The organism is Streptomyces sp. NRRL S-1022, from assembly GCF_000720135.1.
Lineage (GTDB): Bacteria > Actinomycetota > Actinomycetes > Streptomycetales > Streptomycetaceae > Streptomyces.
Window position 1 is genome coordinate 235663 of sequence record NZ_JOIU01000009.1, and the last position, 21060, is coordinate 256722.

Annotated in this window: 23 protein-coding genes and 1 tRNA gene; 10 read left to right on the plus strand and 14 right to left on the minus strand. The window is 70.9% G+C overall.

Annotated elements, in window-relative coordinates; genetic code table 11:
• Nucleotides 1-3 precede the first annotated feature (3 nt).
• Genes IG05_RS0114245 through IG05_RS48345 form a run of 4 tightly spaced genes read right to left on the minus strand, consistent with a single transcriptional unit; the run spans nucleotide 4 to nucleotide 2771 of the window.
• Nucleotides 4-474: an NUDIX domain-containing protein gene (locus tag IG05_RS0114245; RefSeq protein ID WP_030342550.1), complete on the minus strand. Its 471-nt coding sequence runs from the start codon at nucleotides 472-474 to the stop codon at nucleotides 4-6.
• Entirely contained in the window at nucleotides 465-1334 is an 870-nt protein-coding gene (locus IG05_RS0114250; RefSeq protein WP_030342552.1) for an isocitrate lyase/phosphoenolpyruvate mutase family protein, read from the minus strand. The genes IG05_RS0114245 and IG05_RS0114250 overlap by 10 nt, the downstream gene beginning before the upstream one ends.
• The gene (locus tag IG05_RS0114255) at nucleotides 1327-2013 is read right to left on the minus strand and encodes a dTMP kinase (protein ID WP_030342554.1); all 687 of its coding nucleotides are present in this window, start codon (nucleotides 2011-2013) and stop codon (nucleotides 1327-1329) included. Before IG05_RS0114255 ends, IG05_RS0114250 begins: the two co-directional genes overlap by 8 nt.
• Nucleotides 2010-2771, minus strand: a complete 762-nt coding sequence (locus IG05_RS48345; RefSeq protein ID WP_199808311.1) for a hypothetical protein — start codon at nucleotides 2769-2771, stop codon at nucleotides 2010-2012. Before IG05_RS48345 ends, IG05_RS0114255 begins: the two co-directional genes overlap by 4 nt.
• 306 nt (nucleotides 2772-3077) lie before the next feature.
• Between IG05_RS48345 and IG05_RS0114265 the strand changes: the two genes are divergently transcribed.
• The 3 genes from IG05_RS0114265 to IG05_RS0114275 are packed head-to-tail and all read left to right on the plus strand — an operon-like array spanning nucleotide 3078 to nucleotide 6037.
• Complete coding sequence (locus IG05_RS0114265) at nucleotides 3078-4490, plus strand: helix-turn-helix domain-containing protein (RefSeq protein ID WP_051789817.1); 1413 nt, start codon at nucleotides 3078-3080, stop codon at nucleotides 4488-4490.
• Nucleotides 4491-4548: 58 nt separating this feature from the next.
• Nucleotides 4549-5550, plus strand: a complete 1002-nt coding sequence (locus tag IG05_RS0114270) for an asparaginase (RefSeq protein ID WP_030342559.1) — start codon at nucleotides 4549-4551, stop codon at nucleotides 5548-5550.
• Between the two features lie 28 nt (nucleotides 5551-5578).
• Nucleotides 5579-6037 carry a PPC domain-containing DNA-binding protein gene (locus tag IG05_RS0114275; protein WP_030342561.1) on the plus strand — a complete coding sequence of 153 codons (459 nt, stop codon included), beginning with the start codon at nucleotides 5579-5581 and terminating at the stop codon, nucleotides 6035-6037.
• Here IG05_RS0114275 and IG05_RS0114280 read toward each other — a convergent pair.
• The gene (locus tag IG05_RS0114280) at nucleotides 6024-6647 is read right to left on the minus strand and encodes a nucleotidyltransferase domain-containing protein (RefSeq protein WP_030342563.1); all 624 of its coding nucleotides are present in this window, start codon (nucleotides 6645-6647) and stop codon (nucleotides 6024-6026) included. The genes IG05_RS0114275 and IG05_RS0114280 overlap by 14 nt on opposite strands.
• A gap of 327 nt (nucleotides 6648-6974) precedes the next feature.
• Between IG05_RS0114280 and IG05_RS42160 the strand changes: the two genes are divergently transcribed.
• On the plus strand, nucleotides 6975-7457 hold the full coding sequence (locus tag IG05_RS42160; RefSeq protein WP_051789820.1) for an ATP-binding protein: 483 nt from the start codon (nucleotides 6975-6977) through the stop codon (nucleotides 7455-7457).
• A gap of 210 nt (nucleotides 7458-7667) precedes the next feature.
• Here IG05_RS42160 and IG05_RS0114295 read toward each other — a convergent pair whose 3' ends face one another.
• The 4 genes from IG05_RS0114295 to IG05_RS0114310 all read right to left on the minus strand — a co-directional run bounded on the left by IG05_RS0114295 (nucleotide 7668) and on the right by IG05_RS0114310 (nucleotide 10220).
• Nucleotides 7668-8072: an ImmA/IrrE family metallo-endopeptidase gene (locus tag IG05_RS0114295; protein ID WP_030342566.1), complete on the minus strand. Its 405-nt coding sequence runs from the start codon at nucleotides 8070-8072 to the stop codon at nucleotides 7668-7670.
• 170 nt (nucleotides 8073-8242) lie between these two features.
• A tRNA-Pro gene (locus tag IG05_RS0114300) sits at nucleotides 8243-8316 on the minus strand.
• Nucleotides 8317-8382: 66 nt separating this feature from the next.
• On the minus strand, nucleotides 8383-9141 hold the full coding sequence (locus IG05_RS0114305) for a Pr6Pr family membrane protein (protein ID WP_030342567.1): 759 nt from the start codon (nucleotides 9139-9141) through the stop codon (nucleotides 8383-8385).
• A 152-nt stretch (nucleotides 9142-9293) separates the two neighbouring features.
• Nucleotides 9294-10220 (minus strand): metallophosphoesterase, encoded by a 927-nt coding sequence (locus IG05_RS0114310; protein ID WP_030342569.1) that lies wholly within the window; start codon nucleotides 10218-10220, stop codon nucleotides 9294-9296.
• A gap of 94 nt (nucleotides 10221-10314) precedes the next feature.
• On the opposite strand from IG05_RS0114310, the gene IG05_RS0114315 reads away from it, so the two are divergent.
• On the plus strand, nucleotides 10315-10782 hold the full coding sequence (locus IG05_RS0114315) for a GatB/YqeY domain-containing protein (protein ID WP_030342571.1): 468 nt from the start codon (nucleotides 10315-10317) through the stop codon (nucleotides 10780-10782).
• A 31-nt stretch (nucleotides 10783-10813) separates the two neighbouring features.
• Here the strand turns inward: IG05_RS0114315 and IG05_RS0114320 are convergent, their stop codons facing one another.
• Nucleotides 10814-13087 carry a transglycosylase domain-containing protein gene (locus tag IG05_RS0114320; protein WP_234335857.1) on the minus strand — a complete coding sequence of 758 codons (2274 nt, stop codon included), beginning with the start codon at nucleotides 13085-13087 and terminating at the stop codon, nucleotides 10814-10816.
• A 490-nt stretch (nucleotides 13088-13577) separates the two neighbouring features.
• Between IG05_RS0114320 and wblA the strand changes: the two genes are divergently transcribed.
• Nucleotides 13578-13916: a transcriptional regulator WblA gene (wblA, locus tag IG05_RS0114325; RefSeq protein ID WP_030342575.1), complete on the plus strand. Its 339-nt coding sequence runs from the start codon at nucleotides 13578-13580 to the stop codon at nucleotides 13914-13916.
• Between the two features lie 429 nt (nucleotides 13917-14345).
• Here the strand turns inward: wblA and IG05_RS0114330 are convergent, their stop codons facing one another.
• Together IG05_RS0114330 and IG05_RS0114335 are read right to left on the minus strand one after the other, a co-directional pair.
• Nucleotides 14346-15680 carry an ArsA family ATPase gene (locus tag IG05_RS0114330; RefSeq protein ID WP_030342576.1) on the minus strand — a complete coding sequence of 445 codons (1335 nt, stop codon included), beginning with the start codon at nucleotides 15678-15680 and terminating at the stop codon, nucleotides 14346-14348.
• Complete coding sequence (locus tag IG05_RS0114335) at nucleotides 15677-16654, minus strand: ArsA family ATPase (RefSeq protein ID WP_030342578.1); 978 nt, start codon at nucleotides 16652-16654, stop codon at nucleotides 15677-15679. The genes IG05_RS0114330 and IG05_RS0114335 overlap by 4 nt, the downstream gene beginning before the upstream one ends.
• Before the next feature lie 107 nt (nucleotides 16655-16761).
• Between IG05_RS0114335 and IG05_RS48350 the strand changes: the two genes are divergently transcribed.
• Genes IG05_RS48350 through IG05_RS0114355 form a run of 4 tightly spaced genes read left to right on the plus strand, consistent with a single transcriptional unit; the run spans nucleotide 16762 to nucleotide 19171 of the window.
• Nucleotides 16762-16932: a hypothetical protein gene (locus IG05_RS48350; protein WP_184967365.1), complete on the plus strand. Its 171-nt coding sequence runs from the start codon at nucleotides 16762-16764 to the stop codon at nucleotides 16930-16932.
• Nucleotides 16929-17393, plus strand: coding sequence for a RidA family protein (locus tag IG05_RS0114345; protein ID WP_030342580.1), 465 nt, complete (start codon nucleotides 16929-16931; stop codon nucleotides 17391-17393). The genes IG05_RS48350 and IG05_RS0114345 overlap by 4 nt, the downstream gene beginning before the upstream one ends.
• A gap of 57 nt (nucleotides 17394-17450) precedes the next feature.
• Nucleotides 17451-18344: an NUDIX hydrolase gene (locus IG05_RS0114350; protein WP_030342583.1), complete on the plus strand. Its 894-nt coding sequence runs from the start codon at nucleotides 17451-17453 to the stop codon at nucleotides 18342-18344.
• Nucleotides 18341-19171 (plus strand): MBL fold metallo-hydrolase, encoded by an 831-nt coding sequence (locus IG05_RS0114355; protein WP_030342584.1) that lies wholly within the window; start codon nucleotides 18341-18343, stop codon nucleotides 19169-19171. Before IG05_RS0114350 ends, IG05_RS0114355 begins: the two co-directional genes overlap by 4 nt.
• 15 nt (nucleotides 19172-19186) lie before the next feature.
• Here IG05_RS0114355 and IG05_RS0114360 read toward each other — a convergent pair whose 3' ends face one another.
• Together IG05_RS0114360 and IG05_RS0114365 are read right to left on the minus strand one after the other, a co-directional pair.
• The gene (locus IG05_RS0114360) at nucleotides 19187-20056 is read right to left on the minus strand and encodes a nucleotidyltransferase domain-containing protein (RefSeq protein WP_051789823.1); all 870 of its coding nucleotides are present in this window, start codon (nucleotides 20054-20056) and stop codon (nucleotides 19187-19189) included.
• Between the two features lie 124 nt (nucleotides 20057-20180).
• Nucleotides 20181-20855 (minus strand): Crp/Fnr family transcriptional regulator, encoded by a 675-nt coding sequence (locus tag IG05_RS0114365; RefSeq protein WP_014674022.1) that lies wholly within the window; start codon nucleotides 20853-20855, stop codon nucleotides 20181-20183.
• Nucleotides 20856-21060: the final 205 nt, after the last annotated feature.

The following is a 21060-nucleotide window of genomic DNA, read 5'->3' on the forward strand; positions in this document are numbered from 1 at the left end:
AGGTCACCACCTGTCCACGAAGGGGTCGGCGAGCTCCCCGCTCAACGCCGCCGACAGCGGGCGGTTGATCCGGGGCAGCAGGTACACGTGGCCCAGACGTTCCAGCGGAACCCACTCGAAGCCCACCTGGATGGGGTCCGGCGGTTCCGGCATGCGCGGCTCGGCGTCGTCCACCTGCTCGGCGAGGAAGTTGAACTGAACCTTCTGTACGTCCCCGAACTCGCCCTGCCACGACTCAGGGACGTACTCGACGACGCACAGCAGACGCCGGGCCACGACCTTCAGGCCGGTCTCCTGCGCGACCTTGCGGTTCACGGCCTGGCGCAGGTCCTCGCCAACCTGGGCCTTGCCGCCAGGGAGGTTGTAGTGGAACCCGGCCTCGTCGTCGTACGACAGGAGCAGGACGGCGCCGTCGCGCACGATCGCCGCCTTCACGGAGACGCTGATCCGAGGCAGTTCGGGCGTCAGAGGCACGACAGCGCCTCCGGTTCGCCGACGCGCATCAGGTCGCCGACCTCCGCGAGGGACCCCGCGACGGTGGAGCGGAAGCTCCCTCCGCGCTGGAACTGACGAGCGGCGGTGCGCATACCCGCGAGGGCGGCACGGCTGAGCTGGTTCGCGTAGATGCAGAGGTGGAAGCCGGCCTCGCCGAGCTCGGCGGCGCTCAGGTCGGGGAACGCCGTGGGCACGCTGACCAGCGGTACGCCGTGGTTCCACGCGCGTCCGATGGACCGCGCCTGATCACCGGTCGCGTCCTTGGAGTGGATGAGGATCGCATCCGCTCCGGCGTCGGCGTACGCCTCGGCGCGGGCGATCGCCGTGGTCATGTCCTCGCCGGCGATCAGGGCCTCGGTGCGGGCCACGACCACGAGGCCGTCACCGGCGGTCTTCCGTATGCGCCCCACCTGCTCGCACAGCAGGTCCCGGTCGGCGAGGCTCTGGGCACGGTGGGCCGCGAAGCTGTTGCACTTGGGGTACGCGCTGTCCTCGACACACACTGCCGCGGCTCCGGCGCGCATCAGGTCGTAGGCGAACCGCTCCGCCGTGCGCCCCGAGCCGCCCGCGTTGTCGATGTCCACGACGACAGGCAGTTCGGTGACACGGCCGAGCGAGGCGACCACGTCGGACAGGTCCCGGGGGCCCAGGACGTTGGCGTCCGGTAGCCCGGAGGCCGCGGACACCTCCAGGCCGCTCACCCACAGGGCGTCGAAGCCCGCCTCCGCCGCGACGTGCGCGGCGAGCGCGTTCACCGCACCGATCGCCAGGAGAGGGTGCTTCCGCTCGCTGTCGCCGAGGGCCTCGCGCAGACGCCTCGCCTTCGTGTCGTCAGTCACAGGTCTCTCCTCCTTCCGTGTGGGCGGCGATGGGCGGTACCAGCTGTCGATCGCGCAGTACGTCCCAGGCGGCGAGCAGCACCTCGGACCGGGGGCGGCGGGCATCCAGGCGGACCACGTCGCCGAGGAGCGGGAACTGGTCGGGCTTCGTCACCACGGCCTCATAGGTCTCCCGAACCCGGCTCTGGACGTCATGCACGTCCCAGTCGGCTCGGACGGCGTCTCCCTGTCGGGCCTGCGCCCGGCTCATCGAGGCGTCGGTCTCCAGGTCCAGGACGAGCGTGAGATCGGGGACCACGGTGAGGTGCGTGGCCAGCGTCTCGTACGTCTCCGACGCCCTCATGCCGTGTTTCACGGCGAAGAAGGCCAGCTCGCTGAGCAGCCAGCGATCCGCGATCACGGGCCGGGCCGGTCGCTGAGGGAGCACAAGGCGATCCAGCGTGGCCCGCTTGTCCGACGCGATCGCGGACAGGTAGGCGTCACGGTTCCCGGCGTTCGGCTGGTACTTGCCGGTGACGATGGCGGCGGCCTGGTCGGCGGCGAGGAAGTTGGTGGTGAGCACGCACAGCGGGGTGACGCCGTAGAGCCCCTCCCAGAGCCGGAACAGGCCCTTGCGTAGCGTCGTCTTGCCGGTGCCGTCGAGCCCCTCGATGACGATGAACGGATAGCGGTGGTTCATTCGACCTGCCCCGCCCCCGTGCCGCCGGCGTACTTGGTGAAGCGGCCTCGCCAGCGGGCCGTGGTGGATACCAGGTCCACCAGCCGGAGCTCCGCCAACTCATCGATGAGCTCGGGTAGTTCGGGCTCGGCGCAGATGCCGGCCTCGATGGCCCGGCAGTACGTGGCGCGGAGGGCCTGGTCGTCGGCGGAGTCGCGCAGCGCCGTCTTCAGCACCCGCGTGGCCATGCCGTGGGCCACGACGCTCACGGCGGTGCCCAGGGCCTGCTCATGGACCGGGCTCGGGTGCGGCTCCAGCGTGATGTGGTGCACCCCGCAGTGGCGGATGACCGCGAAGAAGCCCACCCACCACGCGGCGGCGCCGCTGACGGCGATCACAGCGTCGGACCAGCACGCCCCGGACTGCTCAACGAGCAGATTCTGGGCAGCGGTGTCGGCGGCGCGGTGAAGTGCCCCGCGCTGGTTCCGCGACTCCACTCCGTGCCTCTGGGGCAGCTCCCACCAGAAGCCGAGCCCGGCGTCCCCCAGCAGCGCCATCGCGGACTCGTCACTTGCCGGCAGCGGCGACGGGCGTTGGGCCAGCACGGAGACATCGGCGCCCGGCACGTCCGGCAGCGCCTTCTCCTCGGCGACAGCAGCCCGCCATTCGTCGATATGGAGATGGAGCCGCTGGGTCAGCAGCCCGTCCGCCAGCGTCTGCCAGGCATGGGCGAGCGGCGGCGAACCGGGGGGCCGGGGTGGCAGGGTCAAGGAGGTCACAGGTCGGATCCTCACGTCCGGGGAGTCGCGGCACGCGGCTCCGGTCGGCGGTGCTCCACCACGATGGCCGCTACGAAGGCGCACGCCTATGAGTGTTTATGAGCCCCATCAGCGGAACGTGCTCGGGTGATCACAGAACGAGGGAGAATGCCCACCATGGTCGACAGCGGACAGCGGCGGTGTACGCGCTGCGGTGCCCTTCTCAGCCGCTTCAATGCCGGTACACGATGCGCTTCGTGCCAGGGCGGGCCGGCCGCCCGACGGGCCGACCCGGCCTTCTGGCGTGATCCGACGGTCCGGCGAGCCGTGGCTGCATGGGAACTCGGCACCGTCGTCAAGCTGTTCAGGAAGCACACGGGCCTCTCCCAGGCCGGCGTGGCGCGGATGGTCAGCATCGACCAGGCCGAGGTCAGCAGACTGGAACGAGGGCTCAAACAGATCCGCGACCGACGGCAGTTCGTCCAGTGGACCGATGCGCTCGGAGTCCCGGAGGAGCTGCTCGGGCTCCTGCCCACGGCCGATCCGCACACCCCGGACTCCACGGGGCGACCGGGAACGGCGGGTACCGGAGCCCGTGGGTATGCGACGCTGCCCGAAGGGCCGGGCCAGCTTCTGTTACCCGCCGGCCGGTCCGTCCCGACGACGGCGCTTCCTGTGTTGTCCCTTCCTGCGGTCTCCTTCCTCGGGGACAGCCTGAGGCTCGACTCCCGCCCGGAGCTGGGTCCCTGGCGCGCCATGCCGATGCGCGCGCTCGTCGTCGCGAACCGCACGGTGGACGGGGCGGTCCGGCAGTTCGTCACCGACGCCCGGTCGAGCGGCGTCCGCGCTACCGCCTCCACCCCGGTCGACATCCCCGCCGCGTACGAACTGGACGATCTCACCTACGGCATCCTCTGGGCCGTGTCCGGCTTCGAGGCGGCACTTCTCGGCGACGACCAAGCCCTGCACACATCGCTGGCGTCGCTCACCGTTTCCCCAGGCTCACCAGCCGCCTCCGACCAGGACCTGACCGAAGTCTCCCGGATGCTGATCGGCTCGGAGACCGCCGCCCGGTACATCCTGGGCCACCGTGACCACCTGGGTGACGCGCCCGCCTTCTGGACCAGGGAACAGCGCGGTGAAGAGGCTGCCACGTGGCTGTTCTTCCGGCACAAATACCGCTACCTCGAACGAATGGCACCCCGGAGTCCGGGCGGTACCAGCGGCCGGGGGTTCTGCGTCCCCGAGACTGCTGTTGCCTCCTCGCCCGCGTACGAGCGCGTTCTGCTCTTCCTCGCCGTCGCGCTCATGGAGTCCTTGGGCATCTGCACCTGGGTGACCGACGACGGAGGCTTCGCTCACACCGACGGCTTCGCGCTCTCCCACGGGCGCCGGGCCGTTATCGCCTCATGGGTACGGACCGAGGGGGCGTCTCGCCTCGCGGTCACCGCGCGGCCGGGAGCCCTGCGGACGTTCGCCGATGTGACGGGCCACGTCAGCCAGCACTCGGCCACGGCGGCCGGGCAGGCAGGGCAGCGCCTGGCGGCAACGGCGGAGTACCTCCGCCTCGACGCCTCTTGGCTCGGTCGCCGGTGCGCACAGTTGTCGGCGGCCGGTACGGATCGGCTTGCCAGGCCCCGCAGCCGGTTGCTCGGCCTCGAAGGGCTGGAGGCAGCCTGCCGGTTCGTGGCCGAGCAGATGGTGATCATTCCGCGTACCCGGACGGCGCCGACCCGATAGCCTGCGTGAACCACTCGTGAGGCAGCGCTCAGCGGCGTCCGGACAGGGGAGCAGGGGAATGACGGAGTCAGTCAGGAACGTGGCGGTCTTCTCCCTCGGCGGCACGATCGCCATGACCACGGATCCCACCACCGGAGGCGTCGTACCGGCGCTTTCGGCCCACGAACTCCTTGCGGCGGTACCCGCGTTGGCCACGAGTGGCATCGGTCTCAAGGTGCGGGACTTCCGACGTCTGCCCGGCGCTTCCCTGACCTTCGAGGACCTCACCGCACTGTCGGCCGAGATCGCGGCGGAGCTGGAGACCGGAGAGGTCAACGGCGTCGTCATCACGCAGGGCACCGACACCATCGAGGAGACCGCCTTCCTCCTCGACCTCTACCACGGCCACGAGCAGCCGGTCGTCGTCACCGGCGCGATGCGCAACCCCACCCTGCCCGGCGCCGACGGTCCGGCCAACCTCCATGCCGCCTTCCTGGCCGCCGCCGACCCTGAACTCAGCGGAGTCGGCTGCCTCGTCGTACTCGGCGACGAGATCCACTCGGCCCGGACCGTCCGCAAGTCCCACACCACCAGCCCCGCCGCCTTCACCTCACCAGCAAGCGGCCCGATCGCGCGGATCGCGGAGAACCGGGTGCGGATGGTGGGCGGCCTGCCGTCCCGCGGACCGCTAGTCGGCACCCCCGACCGTGGGGCGCGCGTCGGGCTCTACACCGTCACCCTCGGCGACGACGGCACTCTGCTCGACCTGTGGGACGGCAACTGCGACGGACTCGTGGTCGCGGCCTTCGGTATCGGCCACGTCCCGGAGCGTCTCGTCGAAGGGCTCACCAAGCTCGCGTCCCGTATCCCCGTGGTCCTCGCCTCCCGCATCGGCAACGGCCCCGTCCTGTCCGACACGTACGGCTTCGCCGGCTCCGAGAAGGACCTCCTCGGCCGTGGGCTCATCGGCGCTGGAGACCTCGGCCCGTATCAGGCGCGGCTCCTCCTGCACGCTCTGCTCGCCCAGGGCGCCGACGGAGCGACGGTCCGCGAGACCTTCACCACCGCCTCCGCCCGCTGATCCCACCTCATCAGGAGACTCCCGCCACATGCGTGCTCACGAGCTGACCGTCGGCCGTACCTTCGGCGTCACCTTCGACCACGGGGAGGACTTTTTTGAGGCGCTGTCCACCTTCTGCCGGGACAACGGCGTCCGGCAGGGCTACATCCCCTCGTTCATCGGAGCCTTCGCGGAGGCCGAGATCGTGGGTGCTTGCGAGAAGCTCGCGGACCCGGACGCACCGGTCTGGGCGAAGACGTACGTAACCAACGTCGAGGCGTTCGGCGCCGGCACCCTCGCCCAGGACCCCGCCACCGGCGGAATACTCCCGCACATCCACGTCTCCGCCGGTCTGAAGGCCCAGTCGGCCGACGGCAGGACGAGCCATCTTCTCAGCGCCAAGGTCCAGTTCCTCAGCGAGCTGCTGATCGTGGAAGTCACGTCGCCCACCATGACCCGGCCCCGGAACCCCGACCTCTACGACGTTCCGCTGCTTACGTTTGGCTGACCGGCAGGAGCCGGCGAATCCAGGGGTGGCCGGGCGCGATCACCTTGATCGCGTCCGTCAGCCAGGCGCGTGCCGGAGCGTCGAGCAGCGGCAGTACCGCTTCGAAGTCGGTCTCGTCCTTGTCCCGGGTCGCCTTGGCCTTGTAGAAGAGCTGCACTTCGGGCGCGAGATATGGGATGCCGGTCTTGCTCGTCCGCCCGAGCATGTCGATCGGGAGCCGGATCTCCGGGGTGCGCCGTGAGACCCATTGGGTTCCCTCGGCCTCGTCCAGCATGAGCTGCACCGACCAGGGCGCCTTGGATGTGCGGCGGCACCAGATGTCGTGGAGCGGCGGTCGAAGGACCTCTCCAGGACGCCACGGTCGCAACTCCCCCTGGCCAGGCGGATCCGCCACGTACAGGTCCCAGTCGGCCAGCAGTTCATGTACGAGCCCCTGGTCACGCCGGAGGACGAGGACGTCGAGATCGCCGTGTGCACGCAGCTCGCGGCCGACCGCGAGTTCGATCGCGTAGCCACCGGCGATCCACCAGGGGAAGTCCGCATTGGCGAAGACTGTGGCCACATCTTCGGGGCGATCCGGCACCCAGCGTCCCAACACGTCAGCACTCACCCGCCCATACTCCCAGTGACCAGACGGGCGGAAGCCCAGGCCGACGGCGGGTCGGCGGTCTCGCTGGAGTGCCTCTTCGCTCGCTGGCCCTCGCGCTCATAAACGCCCATGAGCATCAGGGGCACCGGCGGCCATCGTTGAGTGCGTGACTCGCGACCGGTCTCATGGCTGGTGCCTGAGCCACGATCCTCCCGGGGTCGCGCGCCCGAAGCCGGGGTGCTTCCTGCGGCCGTACGCCTCTCAGCGGCGTGCCTGACGCGCTTCCGCGACCACGTCGCAGCTCCGGGAGACGGCCACCGACGTCACCCACAGGAGGTCCGCCGCCCGATGATCAGCGCGCCGTCCGCCGCTCTCGGCCTCGTGTACCGCTGGACCGACCACACCATCAACCCGACCGGCGAAGCCCGCGCGGTTCTGCGACGTGTCCTCAAGGATCTGGGCCTGTCAGGAGACGTCGTCAGCGACGGAGTCCTGGCCGTCTCGGAGCTCGTGGCGAACGCGCACGAGCACGCGCGCGGCCCGTACGAGGTACACCTTCGCTCTGTTGCCGAAAGATACATCTGCGAGATCCACGACGGGAATCCTCTTCTCCCTACGGACCTCTACCTGGCTGCCGTGTCCTCGCCGGAAGCCACCGCGTCGGAGGCAGTGAGCGGGCTGCACACTGAGCGCGGACGGGGCCTGCACATCGTGAACGAGCTGACCCAGGGACAGTGGGGGTTTCAGGTCACGAACTGCGGGACCAAGGCGGCCTGGGTGGTGCTGGCCGAGGCTTCGGCTGTGATGGCTAACCGAGGCGGTCAGACCTGACGAACGTGCCGATGCGGCAGATGCTCCCGCAAGGTCGTCGAGAAGGTCGGTGATCGCGTATCGACGTACCGTCACACACTCGTACGCGTGCGTCATTCAGTGCTGACGGCGGCCCGACATGCGCAGAGTCCGCGAACCGAAGTACTTGCCTGCTCCCGCGCCACGTCCCGGCGGCAAGCGGCAGACTGACAGCGCCTACCTCCGGCGCCGTCAGCGGCCTCGGGCCTGTTTGGCCACCCCAGTGGTGTTGTACCGGTATCGGGCCATCTCTTCGGTCACTCCGTAGTGCTCGGCGATCTGCGCTGGCCCCCACTGGCGGCGGACTGCGCCGAGCAGCAGGGGGCGGGGAAGCATGAGTGTTCCGCCAAAGGCAGTGGCTTGTTCTTCCTCGTCGGGGCGGCAGGTCCTGAAGGGCATGCCATTGACTTCGCGGATCTCGGTGAGGTCATGCTTCAGGACGAGGTGGGAGAGCTCGTGGGCCACGTCGCTGGCCCTGCGGCCCGGGGTGCGGAGCGGGTTGGTGACGACGATGTTCCTGCCGGAGACCTGGAAGGTCGCGGCGGAGAAAGCGTACGCCTGGACTCGTTCGAGTTCTTCGAGGCGGGTACGGCTCACGAGCTTCTCGGCGCTGACGATCTTGACCTTGAGGTGGGCGGCGAGGTCGTCGACGTTCAGGGCATCGGTGTCGCTGAGGTCGAGTTCGCGGCGCAGTCGAAATGGCCCCCGGAACCACTCAGGGGCCCGACCCGCGATGCGGATCAGGCCCCTGACCTGGTACTACGGCGTCGGGGTGGCGGGATTTGAACCCACGACCTCTTCGTCCCGAACGAAGCGCGCTGCCAAGCTGCGCTACACCCCGCTGTCGCTGCTTTTCGCGGCGACGACGTTTACTTTAGCCCACTGGTGGCCCTGGACGAAATCCGGTTCAGGCGCGGCGGCGGACGGGGGTCGGGCGGGTGTGGTCCAGGCCCACCAGGAGGAGGGCCAGGGCGTAGATCGCGAGGCCCAGGAGGAGGGCGTTGGCCAGGGTGATGCGGTAGCCGTGGGCCGCCACGTCCAGGAAGGGATAGAGGTAGCGGGACGGGCTGGTGGGTGGGAGGAAGGCGGCCCTGGTGAGGAAGAAGGTCAGGTAGGCCAGGGGGTACAGGAGCCAGGCCGCCGTCTGGCGCAGGTGCAGGCGGGCCGCCGGGGTGAGCAGGAGCCAGTCCAGCACGGCCGCCGTCGGGACGAGCGTGTGGAGGATCTGGAGGACCGCCCACTGGGTGTGCCAGCGTTCCGGTGCCGCCGTCGCGCCCGTCATGGAGAACGGAGGCGTCGCGTGGCCCAGGAGCAGGTGGTAGACGAGGGCGCTGGTCAGGACGTACAGGAGTGTGGCGCCACTCACTCCCGAGGGGAGCGGGCGGCGGGCGTGCCAGGCCCGTCTGGCCGACAGGAACATGACCACCGCCAGCAGGACGCCGGTCTGGACGCTGAAGTAGCTCAGGACGCGGGCCGGGGAGCCCAGCAGGAGTTCGAGGGCGACGCCGAGCGCCGCCGCCGCGGCGGTCACTAGGCGGAACACGGCGGCCAGGGGGCGGCGGACCGGCGCCACCACCGCCGTGGCCGGGACCGGGGCGGGCAGCAGCAGGGGCGGACCCGGGATCGCTGGCAGTTCCGGGATCTCCCTGGGTATCGGGGCGGTCATGCCCTCACGCTAGGAGCGGGGGAGGGGTGCGGCCAGGCGGATGCGGCCGGGTGGGTTAACCACGGTCGGGACGCCCCCGACGCCCCGCGCGCCTCCCATGCCCCACACGTCTCACAGGCCCACGCGCCTCACAGGTCCCACGGGCCTCCCGTCTACTCCCGCCCCACCAAGGTCAGCAGCGTCGCCTCCGGGGGGCAGGCGAAGCGGACCGGGGTGTAGCGGCTGGTGCCGCAGCCTGCCGAGACGTGCAGGTAGGAGGTGTGGCCCTCCGCCGTGTGGGTGGAGAGGCCCTTCACGCGGTCCGTGTCCAGGTCGCAGTTGGTGACCAGGGCGCCGTAGAAGGGGATGCACAGCTGGCCGCCGTGGGTGTGGCCGGCCAGCACCAGGGGGTAGGCGTCCGCCGTGAACGCGTCCAGTACCCGCAGGTACGGCGCGTGGACCACGCCGAGCGAGAAGTCGTACGTACCGGACGGGCCGCCGGCCACCTGGGCGTACCGGTCGCGCTTGATGTGCGGGTCGTCCAGGCCGGTCAGCTCGACGGAGGCGCCCTCGATCTTGAGGACCCCCCGCGTGTTCGTCAGGTTCAGCCAGCCCGCCGCGTCGAACCCGTCCCGCAGGTCCTCCCACGGGTTGTGGATCGCGCCGACCACCGGCGGGTTGCCGTTCAGGCCGTGCCGTCCGTTCGTCTTCTCCAGCAGGTAGCGGGCCGGGTTGCGGAGCCGGGGGCCGTAGTAGTCGTTGGAGCCGAAGACGTACGCGCCCGGGAAGTCCATCAGCGGGCCGAGCGCGTCGAGGACCTCGGGGACGCCCTCGGGGTCCGACAGGTTGTCGCCCGTGTTGATCACGAAGTCGGGGCGCAGCCCGGCCAGCGACTGCAGCCAGCGCTGCTTCTTGCGCTGACCGCTCACCATGTGGATGTCGGAGACCTGCAGCACACGCAGCGGACGCATGCCCGGGGGCAGGACGGGGACGGTGACCCGTCGGAGCCGGAAGGAACGGGCCTCGAAGCCCGCCGCATACACCAGGCCGGCGGCGCCGGCCGCCACGATGCCAAGGGGGATTCCGTATCGCGCGCGCATGTGCCCATCGTGTCAGACCGGTTGGGTACGGCGAGACCGGCGGCCCGGTTAAATGCGCGGGCGTGAGCGGCCGTGTACCTGCGACAATCGGCCCATGACCACCACGCTCAAGTCGAAGCTGCAGGACGACCTCAACGCCGCGATCAAGGAGCGCGACGAGCTCCGCTCCTCGACGCTCCGGCTGACGCTCACCGCGATCACCAAGGAGGAGGTCGCGGGCAAGGAGAAGCGGGAGCTCTCCGACGACGAGGTCCTCAAGGTGATCACCCGCGAGGCGAAGAAGCGCCGCGAGGCGGCCGAGGCCTTCGCGCAGGGCGGCCGGCCGGAGCAGGCCGAGCGGGAGAAGGCGGAGGGCGAGCTGCTCGCCGAGTACCTGCCCAAGCAGCTGTCCGACGAGGAACTGACCGCGATCGTCGCCCAGGCCGTTGAGGAGGCCAAGGCGGCCGGCGCCGAGGGGCCGCGGGCCATGGGCGCCGTCATGAAGATCGTGAACCCCAAGGTGGCCGGCCAGGCCGAGGGCGGCCGCGTCGCCGCCGCGGTGAAGAAGCTCCTCCAGGGCTGAGCAGCGGACCCGGGCTGAGCAGCGGCTCGGGTCAGGGCAGCGGCTCCGGGCAGCGGCTTCGGGCAGGGCAGCCGCCCCGCCCGGTACGACGGCGGAGCCGGATCTGCGTGATCACGACGGCGGGGGCGGCCCCCCCCCACAACGCGGGGCCCCCCCCTGCTGTGTCCCCGTTGTTGCCGTCGTCCCTCCCCCTTCTTCCTTTTCCCTGATCATCACCCTCGTGGGTGGCGTCGGGGATGTCGACCAGGTGGAAGTCCTCCACGGACTTGCCCTCAAGGGCGCCGCTCATCATGTCGCGCCAGATCGGGCCCGGGACCTCACCGCCGTAGACCTTGTCGTGCGGGACGCCGCCGATGGTGATGTTGGTCATCTTGCGCTTGTGCTGCGGGTCGCCGACCCAGACCGCGCCGGCCATGTTGGGCGTGTAGCCGACGAACCAGGCCGCGAAGCGCTCGTCCGTCGTACCCGTCTTGCCCGCGCTCGGGCGGCTGCCGAGACCGGCCTCCTGGCCGGTGCCGTCCTCGACCACGCCCTTGAGGAGCGTGCTGACCGTGTCCGCGGTGTTCTCCGACATCGCCCGCGAGCAGGTCGACTTCGGCACCTCCAGGGACTTCTGGTCGCTGCCGACCTTCTGGGTGATCGACTCGATGGCGACCGGGGTGCAGTACATCCCGCGCGAGGCGAAGGTGGCGTACGCGTTCGCCATGGTCAGCGGCGAGACCTCCTGGGTGCCGAGCGCGATGGACGGCGCCTGCTGGATCTTGCGGCCGTCCGCGCGCTGCACGCCCATCTTCTTGGCCATGTCGACGACCGGGCAGATGCCGATGTCGCTGATCAGCTGCACGTAGTAGGTGTTGACCGACTTCGCGGTCGCCTCCTTCATGGCGTACGGGCCGCGCTCCGACTCGTTCTCGTTGGTCAGCTTGGTCGGCTTGTACGGGTCGTCGCGCCACGTCTTGCCGTTGCACGCGGACACCGGGCTCGGGTACGCCATCTCGTACGGCGACGAGTACTCCTGCGTCGGGGGCTTGCCGCCCTCGACGGCCGCCGCGGCGACGATCGGCTTGAACGTGGAACCGGGCTGGTACCCGGCGCCGCCGCCCATGTCCGAGTTGACGGACAGGTTGATCGTCGTCTCGTCGTTCTTGACGTTGACGCCGTACGGGCGGGACTGGCCCATCGCGAGGATCTTGCCGGTGCCCGGCTCGACGATGCTCGCGGCGGTGGCCACGGCGTCGCTCTTGTAGACGTGGTCCTTGATGGACGCCTGCGCGGACTTCTGGGCCTGCGGGTCCAGCGTGGTGCGGATGGTCAGGCCGCCCTGGTTCCAGAGCTTGGCCCGCTGCTCCCTGCTCTTGCCGAAGACCGGGTCGGTGAGGACGACCTGGCGGACGTAGTCACAGAAGAAGCCGGCGCCCTTCGCGGCCGTGATGCAGCCGTTCTTGGGGCGGCTGGTGTGCAGGCCGAGCGGCTTTTCCTTGGCCTCGTCGGCCTCCTTCTGGGAGATGTCGCCCAGCTCCGCCATGCGCTGCAGGACGGTGTTGCGCCGCTTGGTGGCCTCCGCCTCGTCGTTCACCGGGTCGTACCGGCTCGGGGACTGCACGATGCCGGCCAGCAGTGCCGACTCCTGGACGTTCAGGTCCTTGGCGTGCTTGGAGAAGTACCGCTGGGAGGCGGCCTCGACGCCGTAGGCCTGCTCGCCGAAGAAGGTGATGTTCAGGTAGTTCTCAAGGATCTTCTTCTTGCCGAGCTTGTCCTCGATCTGGATCGCGTACTTCAGCTCGCGGATCTTGCGGCCCAGGGTCTGCTGGGTGGCCTCGGCGACCTTGGTCGGGTCGTCGCCGGCCTCCTCGATGAAGTAGTTCTTCACCAGCTGCTGGGTGAGCGTGGAGGCGCCCTGGGCGACCCCGCCCTCCCGCGCGTTCTTGTTCAGGGCGCGCAGCACGCCCTTGAGGTCGACGGCGCCGTGCTTGTAGAAGCGCGAGTCCTCGATCGCGACGATCGCCTTCTGCATGTACGGCGAGATGTCCTTGAGGTCGACCACCGTACGGTCGCGGGAGTAGACGGTCGCGATCTGTTTGCCCCGGTTGTCCAGGATCGTGGTGCGCTGGCTCAGCTGGGGACTCTTCAGGTTGGCCGGGATCTCGTCGAAGCCCTTGACCGAGCCCTTGGCCGCTAGGCCCAGCGCGCCGGCCGCGGGCAGCGCGATGCCGGCCATCACGGCTCCGGCAAGGACACTGACACCGAGGAACTTGGCGGCCTGCTGCATGGGCGACAGACCGCCGCCCGAGCGCTTCTTTGGCATGGGGGCAGCCTAATCCGTACTGTTGAGCGTTCCGAAGGAGCGACCGCATCACGGCACGGCAAAGCGGGGGGTCTGCGTTCCCATTCGCCGGACACGCGCCCAGGCCTTGGCCTAAGCTGCTCTCAACTGTCACAGCAGTGCGGTCATGTAGCTATACGTCCGGCGACCCCGAATCGTTCCGGACGCAGCCGGGGATCCGCAGGGAGCGTCCCGTCTCCCGCGGGGACGAGCCCGATTCCGCCGCGTGTGTCGCCTGGCGCCCCGGTGTGACGTACCACGACTGTCCCGGTTTGCCGGGATGATCACGCATGTCGCCAGCTCACTCCCGCGGGTGATCTGCCGCTTACCCATAGTCCGTTCGGGCCATTCAAGATTGGGCCCGCAGGGGGTGTTGCGCTGTGCCCACCTTCCGTAACGTCCTCAACTGGCGGCGGTGAATATGCCGCTGCCGCCGTGGGGGAGCCTCGATTCGGGAGAGGACGGCGCCGGTATGGGCTGGGTAACCGACTGGAGTGCGCAGGCTGCCTGCCGCACTACCGATCCGGATGAACTGTTCGTTCAGGGAGCAGCGCAGAACAGGGCCAAGGCGGTGTGCACCGGATGTCCGGTACGCACCGAGTGCCTGGCGGACGCGCTGGACAACCGCGTCGAGTTCGGCGTGTGGGGAGGCATGACGGAGCGGGAGCGCCGTGCGCTGCTGCGCCGCCGGCCCACCGTCACCTCGTGGCGCAGACTGCTGGAAACCGCCCGCTCGGAGTACGAGCGGGGCATCGGGATCGTGCCCCTCGACAACGACGAGGTGTACGAGAACTACGCGGCGGTGAGCTGAGGGCACCCCCCTCGGGCACTCACTCGGGCACCCACTCAAGGCGTATCCCGGGCGCATGGTCCGGGAAGGCCCGCCACCGGCAACCGCCACCTCCGCGAGCGCCGCTCACGGCGTGCCCGTGCTCGCCGTGCGCGGAGTCACGACTGCTGCGTACGGCGTACTGGTGACCACCGCTCACGGTGTACGCGTGACCGCCGCGTGCGGGAGTCGCGCTCCTCGCATACGACGCCCGCGCCCGCCGTGCCGTGCCGTACCGTGCGGAGCCTCCTCCGCGCAGGTCGCGCGCGCCCGCGACCGCCGTTCGTGCGCTCCGGCCGCCACTCGCGCGCCCGCGACCCTGGCCGCGTGCCGCCCGCGTGTGCCGCGCAGGGCGTCGGCGACCGGCCGCCTACCGCGTGTGCCACGTGTGCCGCCATGACTGCCCGCGGCCTACGGGGCCTCCGGGCGCGCGGCTGCCAGTCGGTCCCCGATGTCGCGCAGGCCCGCGAGGTCGTGGACGTCACCGGGCAGCGCGGGTACTTCGACGACCGCCACCTCGGGGTGGCGGGCGGTGAAACGGTCCCGCGTGCGCTGCTCCCGCGAGAGCAGCTGCATGCGGTCGGCGTGCAGTCTGAGCAGACCCGCGGTGAGCTGGTCGACGGAGCGTTCCGTGTCGGCGGGGGAGCCTTCCTCGGAAGCGGTGACTGCGGTCTCGGGTGCGGGAGGTTGTGAACTGCCGTACGTGTCGGGAGAGTTACGAAGTCCAGCTTTCCCGTCCCCCTGATCGACAATGCGGGGGTCCTCAAGATTTTCCGCGGCGGCGAGCGCCCGCTCGGCCGACAGCCGGCCGGCGCCGCTGCCGTGGACCCGGTTGAGCACCAGGCCCACCAGCGGCATGTGCTCCGCGGCCAGCCGCTGGACGAAGTACGCCGCCTCGCGCAACGCGTCCCGCTCCGGCGCCGCCACCACCAGGAACGCCGTACCGGGTGCCTGGAGGAGCTTGTAGGTGGCGTCCGCGCGCGTACGGAAACCGCCGAAGGTGGTGTCCATCGCGGCCACGAACGTCTGGACGTCCTTCAGCAGCTGACCGCCCAGCAGCTTGCCCAGGGTGCCCGTCATCATCGACATGCCGACGTTGAGGAACGCCATTCCCGCGCGGCCGCCGAGCTTGGCCGGAGCGGTCAGCAGGCGGATGAGCCGGCCGTCCAGGAAGGAGCCGAGCCGCTTGGGCGCGTCCAGGAAGTCCAGCGCGGAGCGGGAGGGCGGGGTGTCGACCACGATCAGGTCCCACTCGTCCTTCGCCCGCAGCTGGCCCAGCTTCTCCATGGCCATGTACTCCTGCGTGCCCGCGAAGCCCGCCGAGAGCGACTGGTAGAAGGGGTTCGCCAGGATCGCGGCGGCCCGCTCGGGGTCCGCGTGCGCCTCCACGACCTCGTCGAAGGTGCGCTTCATGTCGAGCATCATGGCGTGCAGCTCGCCGTCGCCCTCGGTGCCCTTCACCCGGCGCGGCACGTTGTCGAGGGAGTCGATGCCCATCGACTGGGCCAGCCGCCTGGCCGGGTCGATGGTCAGCACGACCACCTTGCGGCCCCGCTCGGCCGCCCGCAGGCCCAGGGCCGCCGCGGTGGTCGTCTTGCCGACCCCGCCCGAGCCGCAGCACACCACGATCCGCGTCTTCGGGTCGTCCAGCAGCGGGTCCACGTCCAGCACGCGCGCGGAGGAGAGGCGCCGGCCCTGCTCGGGCCCCGCGGCCGTCTCGGATGCCTCGGCCCGGTCCGCACTCATGACAACCCCTGCTTCCGCAGCTCGGTGGCGAGTTCGTACAGGCCCGCGAGGTCCATGCCCTCGGCGAGCAGCGGCAGTTCGTGCAGCGGCAGCCCCAGCTCGGCCAGGACCGCGCGCTGCTCCTGCTCCAGCGCGTACCGCTCGGCGTACTCCGCGGCCTGGGCCAGCAGCGGGTCCACCAGCTTCTCGGCGTTCCCGCCGCGCCGGGCCCCGCCCAGACCGGCCGCCGAGAGCGCCTGTGCAACCGATGAACGCTCCACGGTCCGTACGAGTTCCAGATCGGCCGCGTCCAACACCTCCGGCCGGACCATGTTCACGATGACCCGGCCCACCGGAAGCCGGGCCGCGCGCAGTTCGGCGATGCCGTCGGCGGTCTCCTGGACCGGCATCTCCTCCAGCAGCGCCACCAGGTGCACCGCCGTCTCCGGAGACTTCAGCACCCGCATGACGGCCTGCGCCTGATTGTGTATCGGGCCGATCTTCGCGAGGCCCGCCACCTCGTCGTTGACGTTCAGGAAGCGGGTGATGCGGCCCGTCGGCGGGGCGTCCATGACGACGTAGTCGTACACGAACCGCCCGGACCTGTCCTTGCGGCGCACGGCCTCGCACGCCTTGCCGGTCAGCAGGACGTCTCTCAGCCCGGGCGCGACGGTGGTGGCGAAGTCGATCGCGCCGAGCTTCTTCAGGGCCCGGCCCGCGCCGCCGAGCTTGTAGAACATCTGGAGGTAGTCCAGAAGGGCCAGTTCGGGGTCGATCGCGAGGGCGTACACCTCGCCTCCGCCCGGAGCGACCGCGATCTTCCGCTCCTCGTAGGGAAGTGCTTCTGTCTCGAAGAGTTGTGCGATTCCCTGCCGGCCCTCGACCTCCACGAGAAGCGTCCGCTTCCCCTCGGTCGCGAGGGCCAGCGCGAGTGCGGCGGCGACCGTCGTCTTTCCGGTCCCGCCCTTGCCGCTGACGACCTGGAGCCTGCTCACGTCTTCGAGCCTAACCAGTCCCGCCGACACTCACGCGGGAGGCTGTGGACAACGGGGGCCGTGGTGGGCCGCCGGGCCCCCGGGTCGCAGCGGCTACAGTCGCCCCCATGACCAAGAAGTGGGAATACCAGACCGTGCCGCTGCTCATCCATGCCACCAAGCAGATCCTGGACAGCTGGGGCGATCAGGGTTATGAGCTCGTGCAGGTCGTGCCGGGTCCGAACCCGGAGTCGCTCGTGGCCTACCTCAAGCGCGAGAAGCAGGAGAAGCCGGCGTGAGCGCGGTCGAGACCAAGCTGGCCGAACTGGGCCTGACCCTGCCGGCCGTCGTGCCGCCGCTGGCCGCCTACCAGCCGGCCGTGCAGTCCGGCGTGTACGTTTACACCGCCGGCCAGCTGCCGATGGTGGAGGGCAAGCTGCCGGTCACCGGCAAGGTGGGCGCCGAGGTCACGCCGGAGGAGGCCAAGGAGCTGGCCCGCACCTGCGCGCTGAACGCACTGGCCGCCGTGAAGTCCGTCGTCGGTGACCTGGACCGCATCGCGCGCGTGGTGAAGGTCGTCGGCTTCGTTGCCTCGGCGTCCGACTTCACCGGGCAGCCGGGTGTCGTCAACGGCGCCAGTGAACTGCTCGGCGAGGTCCTGGGCGACAAGGGCGTGCACGCCCGCAGCGCCGTCGGTGTCGCGGTGCTGCCGCTGGACGCGCCGGTCGAGGTCGAGATCCAGGTGGAACTCGCTCAGTAACCCCCCTGACCTCGGGTACCTCTCGAACATTCGCCCTACACGGGATAGCCTCCGGCCATGGCGAACGGTCAGTGGTATCCCCCGGAGTGGCCCGACCGCATCCGCGCGCTCGCGGCAGGCACGCTCACCCCGGTGACCCCCAGGCGCGCGGCCACGGTGCTGCTGCTGAAGGACACGCCCGCCGGTCCGGTCGTCCACATGCTGCGCAGACGCGCCTCCATGGCCTTCGCCGGAGGCGCGTACGCGTATCCCGGAGGCGGTGTCGACCCGCGTGACGACGACCGCCAGATCCGCTGGGCGGGCCCCGCGCGCGCGTGGTGGGCCGACCGGCTCGGCGTCGACGAGGCGGGCGCCCAGGCGATCGTCTGCGCCGCCGTACGGGAGACCTACGAGGAGGCCGGCGTCCTGCTCGCCGGACCCGACCCCGACTCGGTCGTCGGCGACACCACGGGCGACGACTGGGAGGCCGACCGCGCCGCCCTGGTCGCGCGCGAGCTGTCCTTCGCCGAGTTCCTCGACCGGCGCGGCCTGGTGCTGCGCTCGGACCTGCTGGGCGCGTGGGCCCGCTGGATCACCCCGGAGTTCGAGGCCCGCCGCTACGACACCTGGTTCTTCGTGGCCGCCCTCCCCGAGGGGCAGCGCACCCGGAACGCCTCCACGGAGGCCGACCGCACGGTGTGGATCCGTCCCGAGGAGGCCGCCGCCGGGTACGACAGGGGCGAGCTGCTGATGATGCCGCCCACCATCGCCACCCTGCGCCAGCTGCTGCCGTACGGCAGCGCGGCGCAGGCGCTGGCCGGCGCGCCCGCGCGCGACATGACCCCGGTGCTGGCCCGGGCCCGCCTGGAGGACGGCGGGATCGTCCTGTCCTGGCCCGGGCACGACGAGTTCACCAAACACGTCCCGACCGCCCCGACGCCCGCCCGGACCACCGGTGGAGGCCCCGCATGACCGACGCAAGCGTGCTGCCGGGCCAGCCCCGGGGCGAGGTCTCCTCCGGCCCGGCCACCGAACGCGCGGTCAACGTCCTCGCGCCGAACGCCTCCGCGATGACCCTGGACGGCACGAACACCTGGATCGTCGCCGAGCCCGGCTCCGACCTGGCCGTGGTGATCGACCCCGGTCCGCTGGACGACGGCCACCTGCGCAACGTCGTGGACACGGCCGAGAAGGCCGGCAAGCGCATAGCCCTGACCCTGCTCACCCACGGCCACCCCGACCACGCCGAGGGCGCCGCCCGGTTCGCCGAGCTGACCGCCACGCGCGTGCGTGCCCTCGACCCGGCGCTGCGGCTCGGCGACGAGGGCCTGGCCGCCGGTGACGTGATCACCGTCGGCGGCCTGGAGCTGAGGGTGGTGCCGACCCCCGGGCACACCGCGGACTCGCTGTCCTTCCATCTGCCGGCCGACCGGGCCGTGCTGACCGGCGACACCGTCCTGGGCCGCGGTACGACGGTCGTGGCGCACCCCGACGGCCGGCTCGGCGACTACCTGGACTCGCTGCGGCGGCTGAGGTCCCTGACGGTGGACGACGGCGTGCACACCGTCCTGCCGGGCCACGGGCCGGTCCTGGAGGACGCGCAGGGCGCCGTGGAGTTCTACCTCGCCCATCGCGCCCACCGGCTCGCCCAGGTGGAGACCGCGGTCGAGGACGGCTACCGCACGGCGGCCCAGGTCGTCGCCCACGTCTACGCCGACGTGGACCGTTCGCTGTGGCCCGCGGCGGAGCTGTCGGTGCGCGCGCAGATGGACTACCTGAGCGACCACGGGCTGATCTAGGGCCTGCCGTTCGGCTCACGCCGGGCTGGTCCGCCTGGGCCGGCCTGAGCCGAGGGGAAGGCCCTGGTCCGGGCGCGGTGCCTTCACGCCGTGCACGCGCGCGTACTCGGCGGCGAGCCAGGGGCCCAGGTCGTCGACGTACGACCGCAGCACCGCCGGGTCGCCGGCCGGCTCGTAGCCGTACCGGGCCGCCGTACGCAGCTGCGCGGCCCGCACGGGGTGGTAGGCGCCGAACACCTCGGCCATCTCGTGCAGGTCGCTGGTCCAGCCCTGCCAGCGGGGCATGACGAGCGTGAAGGCCGTGCGGACGAGGTGGCGGGACATGAACCGGACGAGCGGCCGGCGGGCCTCCTCGGTGTCCTCCGCCCGCGCGATCCGTTCCCGCCAGCGGGGCAGCCACCGCGCGAGGTCGCCGTTGGTCTCGCGGGCCAGCAGGGAGTCGGGGCGGTAGCGGGGCAGGCGGGCGGCGAGGTCGTCGCCGAGCAGCGGGGTGCACAGGCAGGCGACGAACCAGCCCAGGTCGTACCGCTCCAGGTCGCTCAGCAGCCGCTCCCGGCCGTGGAGCAGGGTGCCGACGCCGTCGATCTGCGGGAACTCCCGGTCGAGCGCCTCCCCGAGGGCCTGTACGGCGGCCCGGTCGGCGTCGGCCGGTTCCTCGCACAGGGCGATCAGCAGGTCCAGGTCGCTGCGTCCCACGCGCGCGGTGCCGCGCGGGATCGACCCGTAGAGGTAGGCGCTGTGCAGGCGGGTGCCGAAGACGGCCGGCAGCCGGTCGCGGACGGCGGCCACGACCGGACGGAAGACGGGCTGCACGCGCGCGAGGGAGCCTTCGCGGGTCAGTCGGCCCTGGGCGTCGAGGCCTCTGGGGACGGGGAGCACGGTCATGCGCCCACCGTGCCGTCCCCGGCGGACCGGGGCAGCCGGATTTCGGCCCGGGCGGGCCCGGGGGCATGACGACGGGGGCCGGCTTGCGGGAAGCGGGCCCCGTGTCGTACGGCCGGGAACGGCGTCAGCGCGAGCGCTTGGCGAGCCGCTCCACGTCCAGCAGGATCACGGCCCGCGCCTCCAGGCGGAGCCACCCGCGCTGGGCGAAGTCCGCCAGCGCCTTGTTCACGGTCTCGCGGGAGGCGCCCACCAGCTGGGCCAGTTCCTCCTGGGTGAGGTCGTGGACGACGTGGATGCCCTCCTCGGACTGCACGCCGAAGCGGCGGGAGAGGTCCAGCAGGGCGCGTGCCACACGGCCGGGGACGTCGGAGAAGACCAGGTCGGACATGGCGTCGTTGGTCTTGCGCAGACGGCGCGCGACGGCGCGCAGCAGGGCGCCGGCCACCTCGGGGCGGGCGTTCAGCCAGGGCTGGAGGTCGCCGTGGCCGAGGCCGAGCAGCTTCACCTCGGTCAGCGCGGTCGCGGTGGCCGTACGGGGGCCCGGGTCGAACAGCGACAGCTCACCGATCAGCTCGCCGGGGCCGACGACGGCGAGCATGTTCTCGCGGCCGTCGGGGGAAGTGCGGTGCAGCTTGACCTTGCCCTCGGTGACGACGTACAGCCGGTCCCCGGGGTCTCCCTCATGGAACAGGGAGTCGCCGCGTGCCAGGGTCACCTCACTCATGGAGGCGCGAAGCTCCGCGGCCTGCTCGTCGTCGAGTGCCGCGAAGAGCGGGTTGCGCCGCAGAACGTCGTCCACGAGTTCTCTCCTTGTCGACCTGCTCAGGGGATCTTGCTCCCCCATGTGCCAGGGGACCGTGTTCCCCATTTTGCCGGACGGTCCAAACAGTGTGATCTGTCACAAGGATGCCGCACAGGTGTCCCGGGGTAAGCGTCAGGGGTCCGATCGGGGGCCGCTGCGCGGGGTCCGGGGCGGATGTCGGTGCCGGGCTTTAGGCTGGCCG